The organism is Rhizobium sophoriradicis (assembly GCF_003939025.1).
GTDB lineage: Bacteria > Pseudomonadota > Alphaproteobacteria > Rhizobiales > Rhizobiaceae > Rhizobium > Rhizobium sophoriradicis.
Window position 1 is genome coordinate 184,488 of sequence record NZ_RQIH01000001.1, and the last position, 17,674, is coordinate 202,161.

At 60.5% G+C, this 17,674-nt stretch carries 19 protein-coding genes; 7 read left to right on the forward strand and 12 right to left on the reverse strand.

What is annotated here, in order from left to right:
- Window positions 1-7 precede the first annotated feature (7 nt).
- Window positions 8-1,021 (forward strand): LacI family DNA-binding transcriptional regulator, encoded by a 1,014-nt coding sequence (locus EFR00_RS00930; RefSeq protein WP_040113184.1) that lies wholly within the window; start codon window positions 8-10, stop codon window positions 1,019-1,021.
- 9 nt (window positions 1,022-1,030) lie between these two features.
- Here the strand turns inward: EFR00_RS00930 and EFR00_RS00935 are convergent, their stop codons facing one another.
- From EFR00_RS00935 to EFR00_RS00955, 5 genes are all read right to left on the reverse strand, one after another.
- Window positions 1,031-2,920, reverse strand: a complete 1,890-nt coding sequence (locus EFR00_RS00935; RefSeq protein ID WP_040113105.1) for a bifunctional sugar phosphate isomerase/epimerase/4-hydroxyphenylpyruvate dioxygenase family protein — start codon at window positions 2,918-2,920, stop codon at window positions 1,031-1,033.
- A gap of 22 nt (window positions 2,921-2,942) precedes the next feature.
- Window positions 2,943-3,803 carry a shikimate dehydrogenase gene (locus EFR00_RS00940; protein WP_040113104.1) on the reverse strand — a complete coding sequence of 287 codons (861 nt, stop codon included), beginning with the start codon at window positions 3,801-3,803 and terminating at the stop codon, window positions 2,943-2,945.
- 64 nt (window positions 3,804-3,867) lie between these two features.
- Complete coding sequence (locus EFR00_RS00945; protein WP_040113103.1) at window positions 3,868-4,884, reverse strand: TRAP transporter substrate-binding protein; 1,017 nt, start codon at window positions 4,882-4,884, stop codon at window positions 3,868-3,870.
- A 70-nt stretch (window positions 4,885-4,954) separates the two neighbouring features.
- Window positions 4,955-6,235: a TRAP transporter large permease subunit gene (locus tag EFR00_RS00950; RefSeq protein WP_040113102.1), complete on the reverse strand. Its 1,281-nt coding sequence runs from the start codon at window positions 6,233-6,235 to the stop codon at window positions 4,955-4,957.
- Window positions 6,236-6,245: 10 nt separating this feature from the next.
- Window positions 6,246-6,809, reverse strand: coding sequence for a TRAP transporter small permease (locus EFR00_RS00955; protein ID WP_040113101.1), 564 nt, complete (start codon window positions 6,807-6,809; stop codon window positions 6,246-6,248).
- A 278-nt stretch (window positions 6,810-7,087) separates the two neighbouring features.
- Here EFR00_RS00955 and EFR00_RS00960 point away from each other — a divergent pair, with 278 nt between their 5' ends.
- A complete protein-coding gene (locus tag EFR00_RS00960) occupies window positions 7,088-7,726 on the forward strand; it encodes a TetR/AcrR family transcriptional regulator (RefSeq protein ID WP_040113100.1) in 639 nt (212 codons plus the stop codon).
- Window positions 7,727-7,742: 16 nt separating this feature from the next.
- Here EFR00_RS00960 and EFR00_RS00965 read toward each other — a convergent pair whose 3' ends face one another.
- From EFR00_RS00965 to rapA2, 5 genes are all read right to left on the reverse strand, one after another.
- Entirely contained in the window at window positions 7,743-8,765 is a 1,023-nt protein-coding gene (locus EFR00_RS00965) for a sensor histidine kinase (RefSeq protein ID WP_040143206.1), read from the reverse strand.
- A complete protein-coding gene (locus EFR00_RS00970; protein WP_077994413.1) occupies window positions 8,765-9,469 on the reverse strand; it encodes a response regulator in 705 nt (234 codons plus the stop codon). Before EFR00_RS00970 ends, EFR00_RS00965 begins: the two co-directional genes overlap by 1 nt.
- Before the next feature lie 47 nt (window positions 9,470-9,516).
- A complete protein-coding gene (locus tag EFR00_RS00975; RefSeq protein WP_077994411.1) occupies window positions 9,517-11,013 on the reverse strand; it encodes a DUF4153 domain-containing protein in 1,497 nt (498 codons plus the stop codon).
- Window positions 11,014-11,391: 378 nt separating this feature from the next.
- Window positions 11,392-11,580, reverse strand: coding sequence for a hypothetical protein (locus tag EFR00_RS00985; protein WP_010056241.1), 189 nt, complete (start codon window positions 11,578-11,580; stop codon window positions 11,392-11,394).
- 167 nt (window positions 11,581-11,747) lie between these two features.
- Window positions 11,748-12,464 carry a calcium-binding lectin RapA2 gene (gene rapA2 / locus EFR00_RS00990; protein ID WP_010056244.1) on the reverse strand — a complete coding sequence of 239 codons (717 nt, stop codon included), beginning with the start codon at window positions 12,462-12,464 and terminating at the stop codon, window positions 11,748-11,750.
- Between the two features lie 649 nt (window positions 12,465-13,113).
- Here rapA2 and rpsU point away from each other — a divergent pair.
- The 4 genes from rpsU (at window position 13,114) to EFR00_RS01010 (ending at window position 14,689) form a co-directional block, all read left to right on the forward strand.
- Entirely contained in the window at window positions 13,114-13,347 is a 234-nt protein-coding gene (gene rpsU / locus EFR00_RS00995; RefSeq protein ID WP_077994409.1) for a 30S ribosomal protein S21, read from the forward strand.
- Between the two features lie 23 nt (window positions 13,348-13,370).
- Window positions 13,371-13,565 carry a hypothetical protein gene (locus tag EFR00_RS01000; RefSeq protein WP_077994406.1) on the forward strand — a complete coding sequence of 65 codons (195 nt, stop codon included), beginning with the start codon at window positions 13,371-13,373 and terminating at the stop codon, window positions 13,563-13,565.
- A gap of 7 nt (window positions 13,566-13,572) precedes the next feature.
- A complete protein-coding gene (locus tag EFR00_RS01005) occupies window positions 13,573-14,148 on the forward strand; it encodes an alpha-ketoglutarate-dependent dioxygenase AlkB (protein WP_010040593.1) in 576 nt (191 codons plus the stop codon).
- Between the two features lie 61 nt (window positions 14,149-14,209).
- A complete protein-coding gene (locus tag EFR00_RS01010; protein WP_040113093.1) occupies window positions 14,210-14,689 on the forward strand; it encodes a pyridoxamine 5'-phosphate oxidase family protein in 480 nt (159 codons plus the stop codon).
- Window positions 14,690-14,704: 15 nt separating this feature from the next.
- Here EFR00_RS01010 and EFR00_RS01015 read toward each other — a convergent pair whose 3' ends face one another.
- Window positions 14,705-15,616: a LysR family transcriptional regulator gene (locus EFR00_RS01015; protein WP_040143196.1), complete on the reverse strand. Its 912-nt coding sequence runs from the start codon at window positions 15,614-15,616 to the stop codon at window positions 14,705-14,707.
- A 97-nt stretch (window positions 15,617-15,713) separates the two neighbouring features.
- Here EFR00_RS01015 and EFR00_RS01020 point away from each other — a divergent pair, with 97 nt between their 5' ends.
- Complete coding sequence (locus EFR00_RS01020; RefSeq protein ID WP_077994404.1) at window positions 15,714-16,589, forward strand: aldo/keto reductase family oxidoreductase; 876 nt, start codon at window positions 15,714-15,716, stop codon at window positions 16,587-16,589.
- A 121-nt stretch (window positions 16,590-16,710) separates the two neighbouring features.
- Here EFR00_RS01020 and ppk2 read toward each other — a convergent pair whose 3' ends face one another.
- Window positions 16,711-17,625 (reverse strand): polyphosphate kinase 2, encoded by a 915-nt coding sequence (ppk2, locus tag EFR00_RS01025; protein WP_040113090.1) that lies wholly within the window; start codon window positions 17,623-17,625, stop codon window positions 16,711-16,713.
- Window positions 17,626-17,674: the final 49 nt, after the last annotated feature.

The window sequence follows — 17,674 nt, forward strand, 5'->3', positions numbered from 1 at the left end:
CAAAACCATGGAGGACTTTTCGGAGTTCGTCGGCCTGTCGCGTCCCACCGTCTCGAAATATTTCAGCGATCCGATGTCGGTGCGCCAGAAGACGCGGGAGACGATCGAGCAGGCGCTGAAGAAATCGGGTTTCCGGCCGAATATCTTCGCCGTCAACCTCAACCGGCGGCGCAGCAACATTCTCGGCGTCATCATCCCCAATTCCACCGATCCTTTCTATATGGCGCTCACCCGCCGCATCGAGATGATCGCCAACGAGACCGGCTTCCTGGCCTTCGTACTGTCGTCAGACGGCAAGGCCGAAATGGAGGACCGGGCGATCAAGACGCTGAAATCGATGAATGTCGCCGGGGCGATCATCGCACCGCTTGGCGTGGAATCTCACCACGCCACGCTCGACGAGCTCGGCCGCAGCGTTCCACTTATCTATGTCGACTCGCCGCTCGACGAGACATCCTCCTTCGTCGGCACCAACAACCGCCAGAGCTTCAACCTGATCGTCGACTATCTTTGCCGGTCGGGCGAACCGCCCTGCTATTTCGGCATGCCGCATGTCAACACCAATGCGCTGACGCGGCAGACGGCCTATCTGGAGGCGATGGAACAGTTCAAGATGGCGCCGAGCATCGTCGAGCTTACAGACAGCAAGAGCTGGGACTTCGAGCGCTTCGGCTTCGAGGAAGCGACCCGCATCCTGACGTCGGGCCAGGGCTTTCCGACGCGCACCGTGCTCTGCGCTAACGACCGCGTCGCCTTCGGCGTTATCGCCGCCGCATTCCAGCTCGGCCTCAAGGTCGGCCATGGCGCCAATTACGACTTGCGGGTCGCCGGACATGACGATCACCCGCTGTCGCGATACGCCTGCCCGCCGATCACGACGGTGGCGCAGAATTATAACGAGATCGGGCGGCTTGCGATCGAAATGCTGCTCGGCAGGCTCGACGAGGGCGAGGGTCTTGCCACCACGCCGGCGGCCCGCATTCTTCTCAATGCCGAGCTCATGCTGCGGACCTCGGCGTGACGTGGCGCCTCAGGCGCGAGGCAGTCCCGGCGGCCTTAAATGTTTCCTCAGCGCGGCAATCCTGAAGATGGCGTTGGCGGCGCCATAGCCGCGGTAGCCGCGCCGCTCGACGATCTCGAAGAACAGTCCCTCGCCATAGGTCGCGCTGTAGAGTTGGAAGTATTCGCCGGCCTCGTCGCGGTCATAGAGGATGTTGTTGGCCTTGAGCCGATCGGCGAATTCGGCCTCGAGGCCGAAGCGGGCTTCGAGATCGTCATAATAGTTCGGCGAGATCGAAAGCGACACGAAGCCGTTCGCGGCAAGGGCAGCGGCGGTCGCGAAGATGTCGTCGGTCCTGAAGGCGAGATGTTGGATGCCGGAGCCGAAGGTCTCGGCGATGAAGCGGCCGGCGAGCGTGTTGCGGTTTTCCGCGCCGTTCATGGTGATGCGCAGCGAGCCTTCTACATTCTCCACCACCTGGCTGCGGACGATGCCGGAGGGATCGACGATATCGACCATCGGCGTCTTCTCGGCCTCGACGAGCGAGGTGTAGAAGAGCAGCCAGGTCAAAAGCTCCTCGTATTTCATCGTCTGCGCCATATGGTCGATCGATTGCAGCCCGGTCGACTGCAGCGCGGCATCGTCGTCGATCGCATCGAATTCGATCTCCCAGATGCGGGCAAGCTCGCTCTGTCGGTCGAGGAAATAGAGGATGCCGCCGCCGACGCCGCGCACCGCCGGCATCTCGATCTCGCCGGCATCGAGCGATTGCTCGAAGCGTTCGGCCCCGAGTGCGACGGCGCGCTGCAGCGCCGCCTTGGCATCGTCGACCATCAGCCCGGCGGCATAGGCCGAGGTGCCGTGCACGGCATAGGAGGCGCTGGCAAAACCCTTGCGTTCGGTGTTGACGACGAGATTGATCGCGCCCTGGCGAAAGACCGTCACCTGCTTGCTCTTATGTCTCGCCGCCTTGCGGAAGCCGAGGCTTGCAAACAGCGCCTCGAGCGCCGCCGCCTCGTCCTCGTCGGCGGTGAACTCGATGAAGGCGATGCCTTCGACCTTGGCGCGCGGCGGCATCACCGGCACCGGCAGCGCGCTCTCCGGCTGCTGGCGCTTGACCTGATCGCCGAGATAGATCAGCGAGCGGCGGCCATCGACGGCAATGGCACTGGCGGATCCGCCGCGGAACTGGTCGTTGAAGATCTCCAGTGACAGATAACCGTCATAACCCGTGGCGGCGACCGCCTTCATGAAGTCGAGCACCGGCAGGTCGCCTTCACCCGGCATGTTGCGGAAGTGCCGGCTCCAGTAGAGCAGATCCATGTCGATCAGCGGCGCATCGGCGAGCTGGATGATGAAGATCTTCTCCTTCGGGATCGAGCGGATCGAGTTGACGTCGATCTTGCGCGACAGCGTATGAAAGCTGTCGAGGATCAGGCCGATATTCGGATGATCGGCCCGCCGGACGATCTCCCAGGCATCGCGGTGATCGTTGATGTGGCGGCCCCAGGCAAGTGCCTCGTAGCCGACGCGCAGGCCGCGCCTGGCGGCGCGCTCGCCGAGTTCATGAAAATCGGCCGCCGCCCGGTCGAGGCCACCGAGTGCGGCCGGCGAGACGTTCGAACAGACCAGCACGAGGTCGGTGCCCATCTCCTGCATCAGGTCGAACTTGCGCTCCGCCCGGTCGAAGGTACGGCTGCGCAGCGGCTCCGGCATGCCTTCGAAATCGCGGAACGGCTGAAACAGCGTGATCTCCATGCCGAGATCGCGCACCATGCGGCCGACCTCCTTCGGACTCTCGTCGAAGATCAGCAGATCATTCTCGAAAATCTCCACCCCGTCGAAACCGGCCTTGGCGATCGCCTCCAGCTTGTCGCTGAGGTCGCCGCTCAGCGAGACGGTCGCTATCGATGTCTTCATCGCAGGGTCCTTCCGATACGCGTTAAGTCGTCATCGTCTTGAAATGCGCGAGCATGCGGCCGGCATCGGGGTCCCTGCCGGTGATCAGGCGAAAGGCGCCGACAGCCTGAAAGACCGCCATGCCGCCGCCGTCGAGCGTTCTGCAGCCCCGCTGCCTTGCCTGCCGCAGAAGCTCGGTCTCAAGGGGGAAGTAGACGATCTCTGCAACCCAGTGCCCTGGTTCGAGGAGTTCGGGCGGAAGCGGCACGCCGGGATATTTGGCCATGCCGGTCGGTGTCGCATGGATCAGGCCGGATGCGCCATTCATCGCTGCTTCCAGATCATTTCCCGCGGCGACCGAGGCGCCGGGAAAGAGCGCGGACATCGTTTTGGCCAGATCGACGGCGCGTTCGTGCTCGCGATCGAAGACAGTCAGCCGCTTAAGGCCGAGCGTCAGGATCGCATAGGCGGTCGCCACGCCGGCCCCGCCGGCGCCAAGCTGTACAGCGGCGGAAAGGTCTGCCTGCGGCAGCCCCCGCCGAAAACTCTCGGCAAAGCCCCACCAATCGGTGTTATGGCCAAAGCGTTGGCCGTCCTTCAGGACGACGGTGTTGACGGCGCCAAGCGCCCGGGCCTCAGGCGACAACTCGCCGAGCAGGGGAATGACGAGCTGCTTGCAGGGATGAGTGATATTGAGACCGGCAAGTCCACGCGCTTCGGCATCGCCGATCAAACGCGCAAGATCGGCCGGCGACGCATTCAGTTTGACGAGATCGATCAGCTCATAATCGTAGTCCAGCCCCTGCGCCGCACCTTCCTTCATATGCATGGCAGGCGTCAGCGAGGCCTGGATGCCGGAGCCTATCAGCCCGGCCTTCAACGGTTTCAGGAGTGTCTCGGCCATGCGCCAGTTCCTGTCTTGCTCGTGATGGGGAAGGCCCGCGGGGTCGCCCGCGGGCCCGATCTGCTTACTTGCCGCGAACCGTGTCGAGCTCCTTGAAGAGCTGCGTGACGGTATCGGCGCCGATCTGAGCGGCGAACTTGTCGACCAATGGCTTGACGGCGTCGCGCAGCTTCTGCGTTTCTTCGGGGCTGAGTTCGGCGACTTCCATTCCGGTCTTCTTGATTTCCTCGATCGCCTTGGCGTCGAGCTCCCTCGAAACCTTGCGCTGATAGTCGCGGGCTTCGGTCGCAGCCGCCTCGAAGACCGCCTTTTCCTCGTCGTTCAGGCCGTCCCAGAACTTTTTGCTGATGAGCACGATCTGCGGATTGTACTGGTGACGGGTCACCGTCATGTACTTCTGCACTTCGAAGAACTTGGCGTTGATGATGTTGGCAGCCGGATTCTCCTGGCCGTCGACGGTGCCTGTTTCGAGCGCGGTATAGAGTTCCGTATAGGGCAGCGGCACCGCATTGGCGCCCAGGCTATTGAAGAGCTCGATCGGGATCGGTGACTGGATGGTGCGGATCTTCAGACCTTTGATGTCCTCGAGCTTGGTGACCGCATGACGGTTGTTGGTGAGGTTGCGGAAGCCGAGCTCCCAATAGGCGAGGCCGACGAGGCCGGTGTCGGGCAGGAGTTTCATCAGGCTGGTGCCGAACGCGCCGTCCATCACCTTGTCCGCCTCTTCGCCGCTGTTGAAGAGGAAGGGCAGGTCGACGGCGCCGAACTGCTTGACGTTGCTTGCGAGAATGCCGGCGTTGAGCACCGTCATCTCGATGACGCCGCCCTGCAGGGCAGACACCGTCTGGACGTCGCCGCCGAGCACACCGCCCGGAAACAGCTTGACCTCGATCTTGCCGCCGCTCTTTTCCTTCACCAGCTCGGCGAACTTCTCCATGCCCATGACCTGGGGATGGCCCTTATTGTTGGCGGCAGCGAATTTGAGGCTGTGTTCGCGGATTTCAGCCATTGCTGGGCCGCTTGCCAAGAGGGCAATTGGTAGGGCCAGTCCCAGCGCCAGTTTCGTCAATCTATTCAGCATGTTTTCCTCCCAGGATAGAGCCGGCATCTCCCTCCGGCTGCGTTGAAATTCCATCGCCTCATCGGCGACATCAGTGTCCGAACCAGGCGACCGGAGCGGTCACCAGCGCAGGGAAAAGGACGAGCAGAAGCAGAACGATCAGCTCGGCGATCATGAAGGGAATGACGCCCTTCATCAGATCCTCCATCGACAGCTTCGAAACGCCGCAAATGACGTTGAGCACCGTGCCGACCGGCGGCGTTATCAGACCGATCGAATTGTTGATGATGAACAGCACGCCGAAATAGACCGGGTCGATGCCCGCCTGCTTGATGATCGGCATCAGCACCGGCGTCATCACCAGGATCGTCGGTGTCATGTCCATGGCCGTACCGACGACGACGATGAGCACCATGATGGCAAGCAGCAGCAGCGTCTGATTGTCCATCAGCGGCTCGACGAGGCTTGCAAGCTCGCCCGGCACATCGGCGACGGTGATCAGCCAGGCCGAGACAGCGGCGCAGGCCACCAGGAACATCACCACCGAGGTGATCTTCGCGGCCGCGACAAAGACCTCGAACAGCCGAGACGGCGGCAGCTCGCGATAGACGACCATCGACACGAACAGAGAATAGACCGCCGCGACGACACCGGCTTCGGTCGGGGTGAACACGCCGAATTTCAGGCCGACGATGATGATGACGGGAAGCATCAGCGCCCAGATACTTTCGACGAAGGCCTTGATCCGCACGGCGCCACTCTGTTTCGGTGGCAGGGCGAATTGTTCCTTGCGGGCCACGATCAGCCAGGTGACGCAGAGGGCAGCCGCGATCAGCAGGCCGGGAACAATGCCGGCCAGGAACAGCTTTGTGATCGAAACTCCGCCTATGACGCCATACAGGATGAAGCCGATCGAAGGCGGGATGATCGGGCCGATGATCGAGGCCGAGGCGAGCAGGCCGCCGGCGCGAGCCGGATCATGACCGGATTTCAGCATCATCGGGAAGAGCAGGGCGCCAAGGGCAGCGGCATCGGCGACGGCAGATCCCGAAAGGCTGGATAACACGCAGGCCGCAAAGATCGCGACGAAGCCGAGGCCGCCCCTGATATGGCCGACCATGGCCATGGCGAGATTGACGATACGGCGCGAAAGGCCGCCGGTGTTCATCACCTCCCCGGCGAGAAGGAAGAAGGGCACGGCCATCAGCGGGAAGCTGTCGGCGCCGTTCAGCACGTTCTGCGCGACGATCTGCGCATCGAACATGCCCAGATACATCATCAGCGCCACGCCTGTTATGATGAGGGCAAAGGCAATCGGCACGCCGAGCGCCATCGGACCGAGAAGTGCGCCGAGGAAAATGGTGACGGTCATGGCGGCCTCCTCAGTGCTTCGGCTTCAGCACGGGAAAAGCCGTGTGGGCGGGATCTTCGAGCGCAGCCTCTTCCTCGCTGTCGCGCACGAGCGCCGCCGTCGTCACATCGATGCGGTCGGTGACGATCGCGAAGGCGTCCCACAGAAGGATGAAAAAGGCCGGCACACCGAAGGCAAGTCCGGCGCCGTAAAAGACACCCATCGAAATTCCGGTTGCCGGAGCCGACACATGAAGGTTGATCAGCGTCTGGGTCCAGCTGCCGCTGATCATCAGCCACGTGGCGGCGAGCATCATGCCATAACCGAGAAGCACGGCGAGTTTGGCGACAGGCTTCGGTAGGCGCGTGATCAGGGAATCGACGCCGAGATGGGCGTGCTCGCGCATTGCGACGACGGCGCCGAGGAAGGTCAGCCACACGAAAAAGATGCGCGAAAGTTCCTCCGAAGAGGTGATGCCCTGGTTGAAGGCATAACGGAGGACGACATTGCCGAAAACCAGCACGACCATAGCTGCCAGCAGGAGCGCGATCGCCACCTTCAGCGCGAAGAAATAGAAATCGATGATACGGATCATTCGCTCCTCCCAAGCGTGGCCTTGCCCTGCTGGCCGACCGTCGTCAGACCCGCATGGCGCGTCGTGACCAAGATATCGCCGTCGCGATCAATTCCTCCACTGGTCGCCTCTTCAAAATGTACTAACTAGTTCGTATGTCAAGCGGCATCTATTGAAACATGTCGTCAACGTGAATAAGACTGATGGGCATCGGAAACAGAAAACGCATGCTTAACCGAAGCCGAAGACCGAATTTCGAGTGCTAAAACAATAGATTAGAAAGTGCGGTAGCGAGGTCCATGGCGGAACGGGGCGAAAACGGCCGGAAGAATGATCCGGAGCAGACGAAGGAAGACATCCTCCTCGTCGCGACCGAAGAATTTTCGACCCATGGCCTCGCCGGCGCCCGCGTCGACTCGATTGCCGAGAAGACGCGCACCTCGAAACGGATGATTTATTATTATTTCGGCAGCAAGGAGGGGCTCTATCTTGCCGTCCTGGAGCAGTCCTATCGCAAGATCCGCTCGCTGGAATCCGATCTGCATCTCTCCGACCTCGAGCCGGAAGAGGCGTTGCGGACGCTGATCTCGACGACCTTCGACCACGACGAGGCCAATCCGGATTTCGTCCGCCTGGTCAGCATCGAGAATATTCATCATGCCGCCCATATGCTTCGCTCGGAGGCGATCCGCGATCTCAACGTTTCGGTTATCGAAACCATCGCAGGCATATTGGAGCGCGGCTTCGACCAGGGCATCTTCCGGCGTAAGGCCGACCCGATCGACATCCATATGATGATCAGCGCCTTCTGCTTCTTCCGCGTTTCCAACCGTTATACGTTCGGCACGATCTTCAGGCGCAATCTCTCGGACGGCGACACCATCGAACGCCATCGCGGCATGATTGCCGACGCTGTCGTCAGCTATCTGAAAAGCTGAGGGCAGGAAGTTCACCTCAACTGCGCGGCGATGGCACGGGCAGCGTGATTTCGAACTCGGCGCCGGCGCCAACCGTCGGCCGAAGGTAGATCGTGCCACCATGGGAACTCAGCATGGCGCGGATGATGCCGAGGCCCAAGCCTGTGCCGCCCTGTTCCCGGCGGGTCGAGAAGAACGGTTGAAAGATGCGTTCGCGATTTGCCTCGGAAATACCGCTGCCGTCGTCACGGACGAGAAAGACGACTTTGCGGTCGTCGGCCGATATGACGAATTCCAACAGCGTGGCGCCGTGCTGCAAAGCGTTTTCGGCAAGGTTGGCAAAGACGATGACGGCTGCTTCGTGCGGGAGCGCGATCGATGTTTCCGCATCTCCGACAGCCGAAACATCAAGGGCGGGGAAACGCGCGCGCAGTGAAGTTATGATGCTGGCGACACTGCTTCGGCCCTCGCTCACAGGCGTTTCCGCCTGCGCCAGCTCCCGCAGCCGCTGCAGTAACGCGTCGAGCCGGACCGCGTCCGCGACGATATTGTCGAGAAAATGCAAGCGCTGTGCTTTCGTCATCGGCTTCTCGGCATCGTCATCGCGCAGAAGTTCCGCCGCGCCCCGGATAGCCGTCAGCGGCGATTTCAGCTCGTGGGAGACATGCGCGGCAAAGGAGCGGACATAGTCCGTGCGGTCGACCAGTTTCCCGGCAAGATCGAGGAAGCTTTGCGAAAGCACCGCGATTTCCCGCGTTCCATAGCTGTCGAGCGGACGGATTGCCGCCTTGCCGCCGCGAGCGATCTCTTCCGTGCGGGCGATCAGGGCGTCGATAGGCCCGGTGATGGTGCGCGTCAGCACATAGGCAATGGCGAGCGTCAGTATCGCGACAATGGCAAGCGCCCCGATTTCCGCCGGCGCCATGCGGTTGGAACTCGCCTCCAAGGCGCGAAACCAGACGACGATCAGGATCGGCAGTGCCATGACGGCGAGCAGCACGGCATAGACGATCAGCGCCAGCCCCGGCCGCCATTTCACCGCTACTTTCAGCGCCGGCATCAGGCCTTCCTCCCGATTTCACCGCCAAGCTTGAAGCCGATGCCGTGAACCGTCGCGATGATCCCGGCGCCGCCGACCGCGGTGAATTTGGCTCTGATGTTGCGGATATGGCTGTCGATCGTCCGGTCGGCGACGTAGGTGCCAGCGCCATAGGCCGCTTCCATCAATTGTTCGCGGCTGAAGACCATACCGGGACGCGACAGCAATGCTTCCAGGATTGCGAATTCCAGCGCCGTCATCCCGAGGACGCTGTCGCCGAACATGACCGTCCGGCCGTGGCGATCCAGGCTGATCTCGCCGGCGACAAGGGCGGCATGGCGTCTGTCGGGCGCCGCCCCGTTGCCGCTTCGCTTCAATATCGCCTTGACCCTCGCGATGAGTTCGCGGGGGCTGAAAGGCTTGGTGACGTAGTCGTCGCCACCGATTTCGAGCCCCAAGATCCTGTCGATCTCCTCGTCGCGGGCAGACAGAAACAGGATCGGCAATCCCGATGTCTTGCGGATTTGGCGGCAGACCTCCAGACCATCCATATCCGGCATGCCGATATCAAGAATGATCAGATCGATATTGCCGCGGCGGAAGGCCGCCATCGCCTCGGTACCGGTGCGAACGGCCGTCGATGTCAGACCAGCGCGCTCGAGAGCAAAACAGATCACATCACGAATGTGCGGTTCATCATCGACGACGAGAATGCGGGGTGCCATTACCGATCCTGTGTTGGTTTGTCGTGCCTGTTGTCGTCGTTCTCGCCCTATCTTGCAATGGTCGTAGAAGACAGGAGATAGCTCTCCAGCCGTGCGGATCGGAAGGTCCAGTTCCGCCAGCCACGCCGGCGCATCTGAAAATTCTTGGAGAGATAGTAGCGAAGCGTCACCGCTTCGCTCCTCTTGTCGATCAGGTGGTCCGGCAGCATCTGGATATAGCGATCGAGCGCCGGAATGACGGATGGGCCGAGCGAGGAGAGATAGTCGAGATCGAGCGGCGGGCCTTCCTGGCTGATCTCTTGGCTGTGGGCGACATTGAAGCGGGCGATAAAAGCCGGAAAATCGATGAAGGAACTGATGTAGAGAACCAGAAGGAGGGAGGCGAGGTTCGCGGCGATCAGCCATGCGTTGGAACGGTTGAACAAAATGCGCAGCAGGATCAGGACAAGACCGATGGCGACGATGCCCATCCAGAGACCGGCGGCGACACGCAGCTCCGTTAGCGAGTAGACCTCGACGTAAAGCCCGAGCCGCAGCATCGAGGACAGGCAGAGCAGGACATTCTGACCGATCCAGGCATGGACGAGGCCGCGGATCAGCGCGCTATGATCGCCGGGGCCGCCGCGCCGCATCGCGATGAGAACGAAACCGGCGGCGAGAAGCGCCGTGGCAATCAGCGGATAGGCGCCGCGATGCGCATATTCGGCGTGGCTCATGTGCTCGGGCAGATCTGCGCCGCCCCAGAGATAGACGAGATCGAGAAGCGTCGGCACGGCAAAAATCGCGTTGAACAAGACGAGCGATCGCAACAGCGAAGCATGGCCAAGAAGCGCATTCCTGGCGGGCACGATCATGAACGATCTGCCGGCTTGCGATCTTGCAGCGCGACGCTTCAGGCGCGGCCGCAACATCGCCCAGACCACGATAGCGGTCATGATCCAGAAGCCGATCCGCCAAAGATCGAGGAACTGCAGCAAAACGGCAAAATCGATGCTGCGCAGGGCGATCTCGATCAGCGGATTGGCCGCAGCAAAGAGCGATATGAAGATCGCTGCGAAAATGACCGGCATTACCCAGAGGCCGACGCCCTGTCGGACCACAGCAAAAGAAAATCGTTTGGCCGGAGTCGCAAAATATTTCCGGACACTCTCGCCAAGCCGCAAGGGAATAACGACGGCGAAGCGGAAAAACACCAGGGGCAGGTCGGTGAGCCGGCGAGGCATCAGCCTGGCGCAGACGAGAGCAACCGACATCAGTGCGCCCAAACAATGGACAAGGCCGGTGAACGAGGGCGCCTCCACAAGCGGCGCCGAAGCCAGGACCAAAGAACCGAGCAGGGAAGCCGCCATCGAAAACTGCGGTCTCCTCCTGGCCGAAAACAGAATGCCGGCGCAGACGGCGAGCGCAAAAAGAAAGAGGTTTATCCCGAGTTCCTGGGCAAAGATCAGAAAATCCGCAAGTGCCACCAGCGCAAGCAGCGCCAAGGTCCGGCGGCTGCCGCGTTTGATCGTCATCGGCTCTGTCAAAATATCGGTTGTATCCATTGCTGCTCCTCTTGCAAATGCCGCGTTGCGATCACGATAGCCTGGTGTCCGAACCCGTCGCGGCAGGGGTGTCTTGAGACGCTTCCCTCAGCCACCATCCGTCATTGCGGAGGCGATCAGGCAAAGCGGAGGGGGCGGGGCGGGGCGGGCTAACGTTCTTGCTCATGGCGGGAAGATGCCGCGCCGGATTGCAGATTTTGTGCAGAAAGCGAGGAGCAATTCAGGAAATCGCCCCAGCGCGTCGCGCGTCTGTTCAGACGCGCAGGCGACACTGCAACATCAGGCAGTCGCCGGCGAAGGCAGGGTCAGATCCTAACTCGGGCATATGTTGGAGCCGTTCTTCTTCCGCAAAGAAGAGCGAGGGAAGAATAAAGGACTTTATCTGAATCGCTGTGCACGTCTGGCATTGTGCAGCAGTTCGCAGGCCGTCGCGAACGGCCCGAAAAGCTTCAGCAGCGACGCTTGTTCCTCGGCATCGATATGGTGACGAGCGCAAAATTCCGTGACGGACCAGACTTTCGTCAGATCGTCCGTTTCGATTTGCCTGGGTTCGATGTGTTCGGTCAACGGCGTGTCCTCCGAACAACAAGACTACGCGCCTGAGGATTTTATAAGAACTAGCTAAAAAGGATTACGAGCAACTATATCCAGAAAGTATCTATCAAGAAAGCAGATGCGAAAACGCCCGCCGATCGCGCGGCGGGCGTCTTGTCTCACTGATCTATTGCTTCGGATCAAACACCGACGCCATCCGGATGAGCGTCCGTGCCGACGATGTTGAGCGTTACCTTGGCAGTGTCCGTATTGCCTTCGCCGTCGGAGATCTTGTAATAGCGGAGAACTTCCGTGTAGGTCACGCCTGCATCCAGATCGGCGTTCAGGTCGTAGGTGAACGTGCCATCCGACTTGACATGGAACGTGCCATACGTGCCGGCAACGTCGGTTACGGCGTCGGCAGCGGCGTCAACCTTGGTGCTCAGGAACTGGCGCAGGAACATCTTGCCGTTGTCGCCGGCAATGTCGTTGTCCAGAACGTTGCCGCCAATGGGCTGGCCTTCGGTGAAGTTGTAGGTGTCATCGACAGCGACCGGCTTGATCTGGGTCACGCCCTGGATGTTCAGGGTGAACAGGCCCATATCGGTGTGACCGGCGCCGTCGGAGATCTTGTAGGAAACCTTTTCTACCAGCGTCTCACCGTTGGCGAAACCGATCTTGGCAGCATCGCTCAGCACATAGGTGTAGCTGCCGTCGGCCTTGACGAAGAACGTGCCGTAGTCGCCCTGGATTTCGGTGATCTGACCGGCCCGCTTGGCGCCGACCGTCTGCTGGTCGAAGGCGCGCAGGAACAGGTTGCCGTTGTCGGAGGAATCGTTGGACAGAAGATTTCCGGAAATTACGTCGGTTTCTGCAAAAGTTGCACTATCATCAGTTGCGTGAATCAGGGAAGCCATTAGTTTCTCCTAAAATTGTTTTTCAGTGGGTCATTTTGACCTTTGCGAGCGGCTTCTTTAACAACTTATTAATCATGCAAGTCAATGGGGTATTTAACGCAAGGTTAACATTCATCCATAACGTGCATGGACGCTTAAGAAGCGACCAATACGTTACCTCCTTCAATCAAATTTGAAGCAATTTGGACCAATTTACACCCGGTAAACTTGAAAGAACCTCCCTCGTGACTATGCTGCGGCGGCGCTCTTCTGTCGCTGCTTGTATGCCGGCTGCACACCATTGCAATCCGTGACGCCGGCACCTACCTTGTGGCCGCAGTCGATCTGACCGGACACCCAAGCGGTGCCGACACGTGAATGAACGCAATAGGATCGGCGGCATGCGCCATCCGGGCGGGCCATGGGCAATCCCAGCAGCAAGCTGATTTAGCCGGCAGCCGTCAGAGGATTTCTTTGAACCACGACATGGCGACTGCGGTTGCGGTCGTTGATCGGCCGGCGCAGGGGTCGCGATCCTGTCCCAAACTGCTGGAGCGTGAAGGGATTTCCCTTCTTAGCCGCCATGAATGCAGGCCTGATTGCCTGATAAACGCGGCTGACGGAGGAGCGGCCTGCCATCCAGACAGGGGGCCAGACAAGGAGAATGCGAATGCAGGTACTCGTCAGAGACAACAACATCGATCAAGCCCTGAGGGCGTTGAAAAAGAAAATGCAGCGCGAAGGGCTGTTCCGCGAAATGAAGGAACGGCGCGCCTATGAGAAGCCGTCCGAACGCCGCGTCAGAGAAAAAGCCCAGGCGATCAGCCGGCAGCGCAAGGCCGCACGCAAGAAGATGCAGCGGGAAGGACTGCTGGCCGGGCGTAAGCAGACGGCAGCGCGTTGATAGCTTTCCCGAAAGGATAGACAATGGACGAAGCGAATAGTTTTGTCGTTTCAGAAGAACGCCTCGAGGATTGCCGTGATGTGGTCGAGCCGGATCTGCAGGACCTGATCCAGCGTGCGCTGACAACGGGCTTTTCACGGGAGGAAATCCTGATAGCCGTTAGTGAACTGGTCGCAGAAGACTTCGCAACGGTCACGGAAACTCCAAGCGTGCATTGAGGAACGAATGGTGACGGGGCAGGAGGATCTCTTTGGGCAGGCCGGCGACCGCTTTCCGGAGGGATTCCGATATTCGCCGGATGTCGTTCCCCCGGATCTGCAGCGCTCCGTTCTCGAAGCGGTACCCGCCCTGCCGTTCAAAGCCTTCGACTTCCATGGGTTCGAAGGCAAGCGCAGGACGGTTTCCTTCGGCTGGAAATATGACTTCGACAGTCAGAGCATCAGGAAAATAGAGCCGATACCGTCATTGCTGCTACCCATTCGTGAGATCGCGGCAGGTTTCGCAGGAATAGAGGCGGAGGCGCTCGAGCATGCTCTCGTGACCGAATACGCACCCGGGGCTCCGATCGGCTGGCACAGGGACAAATTGGTGTTCGGCCGTGTCATTGGCATTTCCCTGCTTTCGTCCTGCACCTTCAGGCTGAGACGTCGGAATGGCGACAAATGGCAAAGGCAATCGCTGGTGCTTGATCCCGGCTCAGCCTATCTTCTGGCCGGCGCGTCAAGAAAGCTCTGGGAACATTCCATCCCGCCCGTCGACCGTCTGCGCTATTCGGTTACCTTCCGGGAGTTGGCTCGGTAAGTCGCGGGAACATCGACGTCAGCAGATGGTTACTCCGTCTTTTGCACAGATGGAGATAATAATGGTCGAGCATGACGATGTGACGCGCGTGTGGGAGTTGATCGACAGGATCGGCTTCTGCATGCTGACGACCCGCAACGGCGACGACCTGCGCGCCCGACCGATGTCAGCCTATAGCGCACAGCTTGAGAATGCGGTCTATTTTCTAACCGATCTCGCCAGCCACAAGGACGATGAGATCGCCCGCTGGCCCAACGTGTGCCTCGCCTTCGCCGACAGCAAGGGACAGAAATATGTCTCCGTATCGGGAACGGCCGAGGTGCAGAACGATCGCGAGAAGATCCGGGAATTATGGGCGACGCCGGCAAAGGCATGGTGGGACAACCCTGACGACCCTTCCATCCGTATTCTGAAGATTACCCCGTCTTCGGCCGAATATTGGGACAGCCCGGGCACAATTATCAGCTACATCAAAATGGCGGCCGCAGCGGTCTCCAACAGCAAACCGGACATGGGCGACAATGCCGAGGTCAAGTTCTAACGCCGGCAACTTCGTTCAAGCCGGGTTAGCTGACGCCTTGACGAAATCGATGAAGGCGCGGAGCGGTGCAGGCACCAGGCGCCGTCCGGGATAATAGAGAAACGGCCCCGAAAAGCGCTGCCACCAGGGTTCGAGAATGGGCTCGAGAACACCACTGTCAAAATACGGGCGCAGCCAGTCTTCGAAAATGCTGATCACGCCCGTGCCCGCTATGGCGGCGTCGACAGACAGATCGGTCGCCCCGCCGACTTTGACGATCAGTGGTCCTGATGGTTCGACCCGCACCACTTCGCCGTCCCGCTCATATTCCCAGGGCGTCGTCAGCGCACCGCTGTCAAAACGGCCCAGCAGGCAGGCATGATCGAGAAGTTCGCTCGGATGTTGCGGCCGGCCATGACGGTCGAGATAGTCGGGGGATGCGGCAGTGGCAAAGCGCTGCTGGCGCGGCCCGATCGGAATCGCGATCATATCCTGCTCCAGCCGCTCGTCATAGCGGATGCCGGCATCGCATCCGGCAGCAAGCACGTCGACGAAGCTCTCCTCGGCGACGATCTCGAGGCGAATATCGGGATAGGCGGCGAGGAATGGCGGAACGATGGCTGGCAGCACCAGCCGCGCCGCACTGACCGGCACATTGAGCCGCAGCGAACCGGCTGGCCTATCGCGAAATCGGTTGACTACATCGAGCGCGGCCTCCACCTCCGTCAAAGCAGGGCCAAGCCGTTCCAGCAGGCCTTTGCCCGCTTCGGTTGGAACGACGCTTCGCGTGGTGCGGTTGAGCAGTCTGACCCCGAGCTCAGCTTCGAGGCGACGCACCGCCTCGCTCAAGAAGGAGGCGCTGCTGCCGCTGGCCCGCGCCGCCTCGCGAAAACCTCCGGCTCGCGCCACGGCGACAAAGGCATTGAGATCGTTTAAATCTGCTTTCACTGTTCGCCACTCCGCACGGCTCGTACGGATTGTACCCGGTTTTCACACGATCCGCCAAGGCGTAGTCTTGGCGGCATCTCTTGAAAGGAGTGAGATCATGTCCATTATCGATCAGGCCGGCAGCGTCAATCTCGGCGACCGCAACGTCAAGCGACTTGGCTATGGCGCCATGCAGCTCGCCGGGCCAGGCGTGTTCGGCCCGCCCAGGGATCATGGCGCTGCGCTTGCGGTGCTGCGCGAGGCGGTCGCCAGCGGTGTGAACCACATCGACACCAGCGATTTCTACGGTCCGCACGTCACCAACCAGATCATCCGCGAAGCCCTCCACCCCTATTGCGATGATCTCGTCATCGTCACCAAGGTCGGCGCCAGGCGCGGCACGGACGGATCCTGGATTCCGGCTTTCTCGCGCCATGAGCTGACGCAGGCAGTGCACGACAATCTTCGCAACCTCGGTCTTGACGTGCTTGACGTCGTCAACCTCAGGATCATGTTCGACGTGCATGGCCCGGCCGAAGGGTCGATCGAAGCGCCGCTGACGGTGCTTGCCGATCTCCAACGACAAGGCTTGGTTCGCCACGTGGGCTTAAGCAATGCCACATCGAAGCAGATCGCCGAAGGGCGCGGAATCACCGAGATCGTCTGCGTGCAGAATCAGTACAATCTGGCACATCGGGCAGACGATCGCCTGATCGACGAACTCGCCCGCGAGGGCACCGCCTATGTGCCCTTCTTCCCGCTCGGGGGCTTTACGCCGCTGCAGTCCTCGACGCTCTCCAATGTCGCCGCACGCCTCGATGCGACACCCATGCAGGTGGCACTCGCCTGGCTGCTGCGTCGCGCGCCCAACATCCTGCTGATCCCCGGCACCTCCTCCGTCGGTCATCTCAGGGAGAACCTCGCCGCTGCCGGGCTCATGCTGCCGGATGAAGCTATCGAGGAATTGAACCAGATGGCCGATATCGCCGCCTGACGGCATGTGAAGCGTGCCGGCGGCCGGCACACGTGCTGCGCTTAGCGGATTATACAGGAAATCCAGGGCCATCCGGTCCCTGGATTTTCTGCTGCGTCAGCCGACCTGTCGCGCCACGCCTTCAATAGCGCTCCGGCACTTGCATTTCAGGCGGAACCGGCGCCCTGTTGTAATCGGCATGGCGGATGCGATCCGGCAACTCGATTTCCGGTTTCGGCACATCCTCGTAAGGGATCTGGTCGAGAAGATGGGCGATGCAGTTCAGTCGGGCCCGTTTTTTGTCTACGGCCTGCACCACCCACCAAGGCGCTTCCTTGGTGTGCGTGCGCGCCAACATTTCTTCCTTGGCCTTGGTATATTCCTCCCAATGGACACGGCTTTCCATGTCCATCGGTGAAAGCTTCCACTGCTTCAGCGGATCGTGGATGCGCATCTTGAAGCGGAATTCCTGCTCCTCGTCGGTGATCGAGAACCAGTATTTGATCAACACGATACCGGAGCGGACCAGCATTCGTTCGAATTCCGGCACCGAGCGGAAGAACTCCTCGAGTTCATCGGGGGTGCAGAACCCCATCACCCGCTCGACGCCGGCGCGGTTGTACCAGCTGCGGTCGAAGAGCACGATCTCGCCGGCTGTGGGAAGGTGCGGAACGTAACGCTGGAAATACCATTGATGGCGCTCCCGCTCGGTCGGGGCGGGCAGTGCGACGGTGCGGCAGACGCGCGGATTGAGCCTCTGGGTGACGCGCTTGATCGCGCCGCCCTTGCCGGCTGAATCCCTGCCCTCGAAAAGCACCACCACTTTCAGTTTCTTGTGCTGGACCCAATCCTGGAGCCGCACCAGCTCGTGCTGCAGCCGGAAGAGTTCGCGGAAATAGATCTTTCGCTCGAGCGTCTGCTCGGCCGGTTCCGACATTCCCTCGGCAACCAGATCGTCCAGCCGGTCCTCCTCCATCTGCATTTCCAGCTCCTCATCGAAGCTGTCGGCGATTTCGGCCTTTATCCGGTTGAGCTGGTCCTGATGTGATTGAGACATGGGTTTTCCTTCCTGCTTTTGTTGACAGGAGCATGTCAGTGCGAAGCTT

Bases quoted from the DNA above. Each gene is read 5' to 3' on its own strand.
- EFR00_RS01005 (WP_010040593.1), top strand. From the start codon at position 13,573: ATGGTGACGGGGCAGGAGGATCTCTTTGGGCAGGCCGGCGACCGCTTT.
- rpsU (WP_077994409.1), top strand. From the start codon at position 13,114: ATGCAGGTACTCGTCAGAGACAACAACATCGATCAAGCCCTGAGGGCG.
- EFR00_RS00945 (WP_040113103.1), bottom strand. From the start codon at position 4,884: ATGCTGAATAGATTGACGAAACTGGCGCTGGGACTGGCCCTACCAATT.
- EFR00_RS00930 (WP_040113184.1), top strand. From the start codon at position 8: ATGGAGGACTTTTCGGAGTTCGTCGGCCTGTCGCGTCCCACCGTCTCG.
- ppk2 (WP_040113090.1), bottom strand. From the start codon at position 17,625: ATGTCTCAATCACATCAGGACCAGCTCAACCGGATAAAGGCCGAAATC.
- EFR00_RS01020 (WP_077994404.1), top strand. From the start codon at position 15,714: ATGTCCATTATCGATCAGGCCGGCAGCGTCAATCTCGGCGACCGCAAC.
- EFR00_RS00955 (WP_040113101.1), bottom strand. From the start codon at position 6,809: ATGATCCGTATCATCGATTTCTATTTCTTCGCGCTGAAGGTGGCGATC.
- EFR00_RS00935 (WP_040113105.1), bottom strand. From the start codon at position 2,920: ATGAAGACATCGATAGCGACCGTCTCGCTGAGCGGCGACCTCAGCGAC.
- EFR00_RS01000 (WP_077994406.1), top strand. From the start codon at position 13,371: ATGGACGAAGCGAATAGTTTTGTCGTTTCAGAAGAACGCCTCGAGGAT.
- EFR00_RS00965 (WP_040143206.1), bottom strand. From the start codon at position 8,765: ATGCCGGCGCTGAAAGTAGCGGTGAAATGGCGGCCGGGGCTGGCGCTG.
- EFR00_RS00940 (WP_040113104.1), bottom strand. From the start codon at position 3,803: ATGGCCGAGACACTCCTGAAACCGTTGAAGGCCGGGCTGATAGGCTCC.
- EFR00_RS00960 (WP_040113100.1), top strand. From the start codon at position 7,088: ATGGCGGAACGGGGCGAAAACGGCCGGAAGAATGATCCGGAGCAGACG.
- EFR00_RS00950 (WP_040113102.1), bottom strand. From the start codon at position 6,235: ATGACCGTCACCATTTTCCTCGGCGCACTTCTCGGTCCGATGGCGCTC.
- EFR00_RS00970 (WP_077994413.1), bottom strand. From the start codon at position 9,469: ATGGCACCCCGCATTCTCGTCGTCGATGATGAACCGCACATTCGTGAT.
- EFR00_RS00975 (WP_077994411.1), bottom strand. From the start codon at position 11,013: ATGGATACAACCGATATTTTGACAGAGCCGATGACGATCAAACGCGGC.
- EFR00_RS01010 (WP_040113093.1), top strand. From the start codon at position 14,210: ATGGTCGAGCATGACGATGTGACGCGCGTGTGGGAGTTGATCGACAGG.
- rapA2 (WP_010056244.1), bottom strand. From the start codon at position 12,464: ATGGCTTCCCTGATTCACGCAACTGATGATAGTGCAACTTTTGCAGAA.